The sequence below is a fragment of the Muriicola sp. genome (assembly GCF_041567615.1).
Lineage (GTDB): Bacteria > Bacteroidota > Bacteroidia > Flavobacteriales > Flavobacteriaceae > Muriicola.
Genome location: NZ_JBFGBM010000145.1, coordinates 1 through 6,903 on the forward strand (window position 1 = coordinate 1; position 6,903 = coordinate 6,903).

General features: G+C 49.5%; 6 protein-coding genes. 3 read left to right on the forward strand and 3 right to left on the reverse strand.

Annotation, left to right across the window (positions count from 1 at the left end; genetic code table 11):
• A partial coding sequence (locus tag ABYP73_RS10045; protein ID WP_372974225.1) for a DNA mismatch repair protein MutS occupies positions 1 to 1,759 on the forward strand: 1,759 nt, incomplete at its 5' end.
• The gene (locus ABYP73_RS10050; RefSeq protein WP_372945511.1) at positions 1,759 to 2,166 is read left to right on the forward strand and encodes a thiol-disulfide oxidoreductase DCC family protein; all 408 of its coding nucleotides are present in this window, start codon (positions 1,759 to 1,761) and stop codon (positions 2,164 to 2,166) included. The genes ABYP73_RS10045 and ABYP73_RS10050, both read left to right, overlap by 1 nt.
• Before the next feature lie 16 nt (positions 2,167 to 2,182).
• Here the strand turns inward: ABYP73_RS10050 and ABYP73_RS10055 are convergent, their stop codons facing one another.
• Positions 2,183 to 3,529, reverse strand: coding sequence for a dicarboxylate/amino acid:cation symporter (locus ABYP73_RS10055; protein WP_372945512.1), 1,347 nt, complete (start codon positions 3,527 to 3,529; stop codon positions 2,183 to 2,185).
• A 44-nt stretch (positions 3,530 to 3,573) separates the two neighbouring features.
• The gene (gene aroC / locus ABYP73_RS10060) at positions 3,574 to 4,638 is read right to left on the reverse strand and encodes a chorismate synthase (protein WP_372945513.1); all 1,065 of its coding nucleotides are present in this window, start codon (positions 4,636 to 4,638) and stop codon (positions 3,574 to 3,576) included.
• Positions 4,639 to 4,859: 221 nt separating this feature from the next.
• On the opposite strand from aroC, the gene ABYP73_RS10065 reads away from it, so the two are divergent.
• Positions 4,860 to 5,714 carry a UDP-2,3-diacylglucosamine diphosphatase gene (locus tag ABYP73_RS10065; RefSeq protein ID WP_372974226.1) on the forward strand — a complete coding sequence of 285 codons (855 nt, stop codon included), beginning with the start codon at positions 4,860 to 4,862 and terminating at the stop codon, positions 5,712 to 5,714.
• Between the two features lie 2 nt (positions 5,715 to 5,716).
• Here the strand turns inward: ABYP73_RS10065 and ABYP73_RS10070 are convergent.
• A partial coding sequence (locus ABYP73_RS10070) for a (Fe-S)-binding protein (protein WP_372974227.1) occupies positions 5,717 to 6,903 on the reverse strand: 1,187 nt, incomplete at its 5' end.

Consider the following 6,903-nt stretch of genomic DNA (forward strand, 5'->3'; position numbering starts at 1 on the left):
CGAAGGGGTCATCGACAAGTTTGGCGAAGTAAAAGATTCTGCCTCCCCGGATCTCAATCGGATCAGGCAGGAAATGGCCCAGGTCAGAGGGAAGATCAACCAGAGTTTCGGGACGGCACTGAACACCTATCAGGCCTCTGAATTTCTGGACGAGATCAGGGAATCCATCGTAGACAACAGGCGTGTACTGGCGGTTAAATCCATGTACAGGAGGAAGGTCAAGGGATCTGTCCTTGGAACCTCCAAGACCGGAAGTATCGTCTATATGGAACCGGAGGCTGTCTCCAAATACACTCGAGCCCTGAACAATCTGGAATTCGATGAAAAAGAAGAAATTCAGCGGATCCTCAATGTCCTGACCAGCCAGATCCGCCCCTTCCGAAATGACCTGAAGGAATACCAGGATTTCCTGGCTCATATCGACCTGACAGCGGCCAAGGCGAAATACGCCACCGAGATCAAGGCTATCAAGCCTGAGATCAACCACGAAAGAAGGTTGTTCCTGAGGGAAGCGTACCATCCCCTCCTCTACCTGTCCAATAAGAAAGACAACCTGCCTACCTTTCCGCAGACCATTGAACTCCATCCTGAGAACAGGATCATCGTGATCTCCGGACCTAATGCAGGAGGCAAAAGTATTACCCTGAAAACGATCGGGTTGCTGCAACTGATGCTACAGAGCGGAATGCTCATCCCTGTACACGAAAGGAGTTCCTTCTGCCTTTTCAGCACCATTCTGACGGACATCGGCGACAACCAGTCTATCGAGAACCACCTGAGCACCTACAGCTACAGGCTTAAGAATATGAATAAATTCCTCAGGAAATGCGATGCACAAACCCTGTTCCTGATCGATGAATTCGGCACAGGAAGCGACCCTGAACTGGGTGGTGCCTTGGCGGAAGCCTTTCTGGAGGTCTTTTACGACAGGGAGTCATATGGCGTGATCACCACCCATTATGCCAACCTGAAGGCACTCGCCAATGAATTACCCCATGCCACTAATGCGAATATGCTGTTTGACAGCAGTACGCTCCAGCCCACCTTTCAGCTCGAGCTGGGTCAGCCGGGAAGCTCCTTTACCTTTGAAGTGGCCCAGAAAAACGGAATCCCTTACAGCCTGATCAACAAAGCCAAGAAAAAGGTGGAAAAGGGAAAGATCCGTTTCGATGCCACCATTGCCAAGTTGCAGAAGGAACGCACAAAAATGGCCAGAACGGGCACACGTTTGCAGGAGGAAGAAACCAAGGCACGGGAAGAGGCACAGCGCCTGGAGAAACTGAACGCCAAGATCAAGACCAAACTGGAAAATTATCAGGAACTGTACGACTTTAACCAGAGGATGATCTATCTGGGCGAGAAGGTGAATAAGATCGCTGAAAAGTATTTCCGGGATAAGAAAAAACGTCCCCTGATCTCCGAAATCCTCCGTCTGGTGGAAACCGAGAACAGCAAACGCAAAAAGAGATCCGTCTCTGAGATCAAAGAGCAGGCAGTCAAGAAAAAGGAGGTGTCCAGGGAATTGGAAAAAGAGGTAAAGACAATTCGGGAGAAAAAAAAACAGGCCAAGAAGAAGCAGGAAAAGGTGAAAGCAAAACCGCGGCCTGTTTTCAAGGTCGGCGACCGGGTCAGGCTTTTTGACGGAAAAGCCGTAGGGAGTATCGACAGCCTGGAGAAGAACAAGGCGGTCGTGAATTACGGGATGTTCACTACGAAGGTGAGCGTGGATCAGCTGGAACTGGTTGAAGGGAAGAAGTGATGGTTGAGGAAGGAAAAAAGATCATACTTTTCGATGGGGTTTGTAACCTCTGCAATCGTTCTGTGCAATTCGTGATCAGGAGGGACAAGAAAGACCTCTTCAGGTTTGCGGCCTTGCAGAGTGAAGCCGGTGAAAGGCTCGTAAGAGAACGGGGGATCGATACTTCAAAAGTGGATTCTATTATCCTGATTGAGCCCGGAGTTGCCTATTACGTGAAGTCGGAAGCGGCGCTGAGGATCGCCCGGTCCCTTTCTGGTATCTGGCCAATACTGGGGATATTTCTTTGGTTGCCTGGTAAGCTCAGGGATGTGTTCTACGACCTTATAGCGAGGAACCGTTATCGAATTTTCGGGAAACAGGATGCCTGCATGGTTCCCTCCCCCGAACTGAGGAAGAAATTCCTTTAGGCCTGGAGTCTCCTGGTCATTTACCCTTTTTCTTTTTAGGCAACACCTCGTCCAAATGGTCATCCCATTCACGGACTGCCGGAACCAGTTTTCTGCCCAGTGATTTAGAGACCATCATAGACACAGTGGCATCTCCTGTGACATTCACCACGGTTCGAAGCATATCCAGGGGCCTGTCTACCGCAAAGATCAGTGCCAACCCTATGGCGAGCTTGTCAGCAGGGAATTGTATGGCTTCGAGGACGATTACCAGCATGACCATCCCTGCACCCGGTACTGCTGCCGACCCAATGGAAGCCAGCAAGGCCGTAAGAACGATCATCAGCTGATCGGTAAGGCTTAGATCGAATCCTAGTGCCTGGGAGATGAAGACGGCGGCCACCCCCTGGTAGAGACTGGTTCCGTCCATATTAATGGTAGCTCCCACCGGCAGGACGAAACTCGAAATATCCTTGTTCACCCCTATGTGTTCCTCTACCCTCTCCATAGTCACCGGAAGGGTAGCGGCACTAGAACTAGTGGAAAAGGCCAGGAGTTGGGCCGGACTGATCCGACTGAGAAAGGTCCAGGGGTTGTACCTGGTAAAAGTGCCCACTACCAGGCTGTAAAAAACAATCATCAGGACAAGACCGAGGACTACCACGCCTGAATATTTCAGCAGGGCCAGCAACAGGTCCGGATCCCCAGAGGTGACTACCACATTCGCCAGCAGGGCGAAAACCGCTACTGGGGCCGTAAGCATGATCAGGTCCACCATCTTGAGGACCACCTCGTTCAGCGCATCAAAGAAATTTTTTAATGGCTTGGAACGCTCCTCCCCAACCAGCAGCATACAGATCCCCAAGAAGATGGTAAAGAAGATGACCTGCAACATCAGCCCGTTGTCACTGAGGGCGCTAAAGGCATTATCGGGGACCATATCCTCCAGAAACTGAAGGGGCCCGCCTTCTTTCTGCCTGAAAGCCTCCTCGAGTTTTGAGGTGACTTGTGTATCGGAGGCATAGGTCTCCGTCAACTTGTCTATGGTGTCCTGTGATATTCCATCTCCTGGTTTCAGGGCATTGACCAGCACCAGACCGATGGTTATAGCGACCACCGTGGTGATCATGTAAATGACGATGGTCCTCACCCCAATGTTGCGAAATTGGGAAATATCTTTCAGGTCGGAGATCCCTTTGATCAGCGAGGCCAGAATAAGTGGAATGGCGATTAGTTTAAGAAGCTTTACGAAGATACTTCCGAAGGGGTTGATCCAGTCCTGAACGAATTGGCTACCCCAACTGGGATAGGTCATTACGAATCCGAAGATGATCCCCAGGATCATTCCGATCAAGATCTTCCAGTGTAATTCCAGTTTCTTCATAGAATACGATTTGTATGGACAAAACCGGCCTTAAGCCTTTTTCCTTATGCTTTTAAACTTCGATTCAACAAAACAAAGTCCGCCAGTACCAGGGCCGCCATCGCTTCCACAATGGGAACTGCTCTTGGGACCACACAGGGATCATGCCTGCCCTTTCCCTGGGCCTGTACCTTATTTCCTTTCTTGTCGATGGTCTCGTAGGGTTGTATGAGGGTGGCCACAGGTTTGAAGGCCACGCGAAAATAAATATCCATGCCATTGCTTATCCCTCCCTGTACACCTCCGCTGTGATTGGTCTTTGTACTCCCGTCAGGATTGAAAGCGTCATTGTGTTCGCTTCCCTTCATGGTCACCCCATCAAAGCCACTGCCGTATTCAAAACCCTTGACCGCATTGATAGACAGCATGGCCTTACCCAGCTGGGCGTGCAATTTATCGAATACAGGTTCTCCCAACCCTACAGGGACTTGCTGTATAACTCCCGATATGACTCCCCCTATGGTGTCGCCTGCTTTTCGGACCTCCCTGATATGGTCTTCCATGGCGACAGCGGTTTCAGGGTCAGGACAGCGAACCGGGTTAGAATCGATCAAAGACAGGTCTATTTCCTGGTAGCTTTTAGTTAAAGTAATACTTCCAACCTGAGATACGAATGCATTTATTTTTAACTCTTTCAGGAATTGTTTGGCAATAGCTCCACCCACCACTCTGCACGCGGTCTCTCGGGCAGAACTCCGTCCTCCACCCCGGTAGTCGCGGAAGCCGTATTTCTGATCGTATACGTAATCTGCATGGGATGGCCTGTAGGAATCTTTAATGTGGTCGTAGTCCCTGGATTTCTGGTTGCTGTTCTCGATCACAAAGCCGATGGGGGTACCCGTGGTCTTTCCCTCGAAGATGCCGGAGAGAAACCTGACCTCGTCTGCTTCCTTGCGCTGGGTAACAATGGCAGACTGACCGGGCTTTCTCCGGTCCATTTCCCGCTGAACAGCCTCCAGGTCGATCTCAACCCCCGGAGGACAACCCTCGAGGATCCCGCCTATAGCCTCCCCGTGAGATTCGCCGAACGTGGTAAGTTTAAAAAGAGTGCCAAAAGAATTTCCGGCCATGATCCGTTTTTTGAATAACCTCCCCGGGTTTAATGTTCCTTCCTCGGAAGCCAAATATAGGTCTATTCAGTCCGGAAACCAAAACAGGGATTGTTTAATATTGGCTTAACATATTGAGCTTCTCATTCATCGAAATTTAACCTGTTTGTACAGAAGACTTCACCTTTTCTTATCATTCGATTATCCCGACAGGTATAAATTTGCCAGTAAATGACCTATCCTTGAAGAAGCGCAAAATAGATGTCGTGGTCATCTCGGATGTCCATCTGGGATCACAGTACAGCAAGGCAGAAGAACTGCTTGTATACCTGAGCAGTATCAAACCGAAAACACTTGTGCTCAACGGAAATTTTATTCACCCCTCACATATCAGGAGAAATCATTTTCCAAAAAGCCACCTGAAGGTGATCAAAAAGATCCTTTCCCTGCTTTCTGAAGGGTCGGAAATTTACTACCTGTCCGGTAACCGGGATTTCTTATTCAAAAAATTTACCGGAAGTATGTTCAGCAAACTTCATTTTCAGGACAGGTTGCTATTGGACCTCGATGGTAAGTCGACCTTCATCCTTCACGGCAGTGTTTTTGATACCTCCCCTGCCCTCGCCAAATGGCTGATCAAGGCTGGACCAGTGGGATTGAAAATTCTTTCCCTGAAGCATACGCTCAGCCAGAAATACTCGTCAAAGAAAAGTTTGGCGAAGGGTTCTCCGGATATTCACGCGAAAGCCTGCTCTCTTAGGGATTTGTCCAGTCTGAGCAAATTCGATCGATCAGCCCTGGCAATGGCACTTCAGAATCAATACGACACCTTGATTTGCGGGTATAGCCATCAACCGAGAAAGGCCTATTATGAGTCAAACAAGGGTCGTTGCCTGTATTTGAATTCCGGCGATTGGGTCGAGCACCTCACTGCCCTGGAGTATTCCTTCAGGAGATGGAAGCTTTACAGTTTCAAACACGACAAACTCACAGCCTTTTACGGGGATGAGGAGGTCAGGGAAATGGAAATACCCGGATTCCCTGGCAAACTTGGAGACCTCACTGAAACCAGGGAAAGATCCAGGACAGCTTCCTGAGGCTATGACTTCAGTGCATTTCTGAGAATGGATACCGGGTGATATGCCTTCCGTCCCGTTCCGTCCCAGATCTGGTGACGGCAACTGGTGCCATTGGCTGCAATTAAAGTATCCTCAGCTGCCTTGGAGACGGACGGGAACAACCTCAGTCCACCTATCTTCATACTGACCTCGTAGTGTTCCTTCTCATAGCCAAAAGAACCGGCCATCCCGCAACAACCCGAATTGATGATCCTTACCTTGTAATTCTCAGGTACATTCAACACGTCAAAGGTCACCTTCTGATCAGAAAGTGATTTTTGGTGACAGTGGTTATGCACCTTCACAATTCTTTCTTCAGCCGTAAAAGAAGAGGAGAAGATATTGCCTTTCCCGATCTCTCTTGCCAGGAATTCCTCGATCAGCAGGCTGTTTTCCGAGAGCGATCTCAATTTCTCGGGGTGCAGTCGGAAACGGTGATATTCATCCCTGAAACTCAGAACGGCGGAAGGTTCCAGTCCAACAACAGGTATGCCTTCTGAGGTAAAAGGATACAAAGCCTGGAGATTGGCTGCTGCCAGCTCCCTGGCCTGATTCAGGAAGCCTTTGGAAATAAAAGTTCGGCCACTCTCCCCGAAATACAGGATGATCTCATATCCCAGGGTATGCAGCAGATCTATGGCATCCTTTCCAACCTCGATGTCGAGGTACTCGGTGAATTCGTCAATGTAGAGAACGAGTTTCCCCTTGTTTTCAGAAGTAAGGTCTGGTTTGGAATTCAGATACTTCCGAAAATCAAATTTTCGGGCCATCGGGATACTCCGCTCCCCGGCAACCCCTGTTATTTTTTTTACCAGCTTCCCGGTGATCCTATTTTGAAGGAATGCTCCGCTTAACAGAGGAAATTTCGCACTGATCCGGTTCGCACGGGTGTTGTAGGCAAAGAGCTTGTTGCGAAACGTATACCCGTGTTCTTCCTGGTACTGGTACATGAATTCGGCTTTCAGGGTGGCCACATCCACGTTACTGGGGCATTCACTCCCGCAAGCCTTACAGCTCAGGCAAAGGTCGAATACTTCCTTCAGCTCTGCCGCATCAAATTTGTTTTCCCTGGGATTATGGGTAAGGAATTCCCTGAGTGCGTTGGCCCTTCCCCTGGTGGTATCCTTTTCATTCCGAGTGGCGTGATAGCTCGGGCACATGGCGCCCC

Excerpts from the sequence above, each read along its gene's own strand:
- ABYP73_RS10050 (WP_372945511.1), top strand. The coding sequence starts at position 1,759 with ATGGTTGAGGAAGGAAAAAAGATCATACTTTTCGATGGGGTTTGTAAC.
- ABYP73_RS10055 (WP_372945512.1), bottom strand. The coding sequence starts at position 3,529 with ATGAAGAAACTGGAATTACACTGGAAGATCTTGATCGGAATGATCCTG.
- aroC (WP_372945513.1), bottom strand. The coding sequence starts at position 4,638 with ATGGCCGGAAATTCTTTTGGCACTCTTTTTAAACTTACCACGTTCGGC.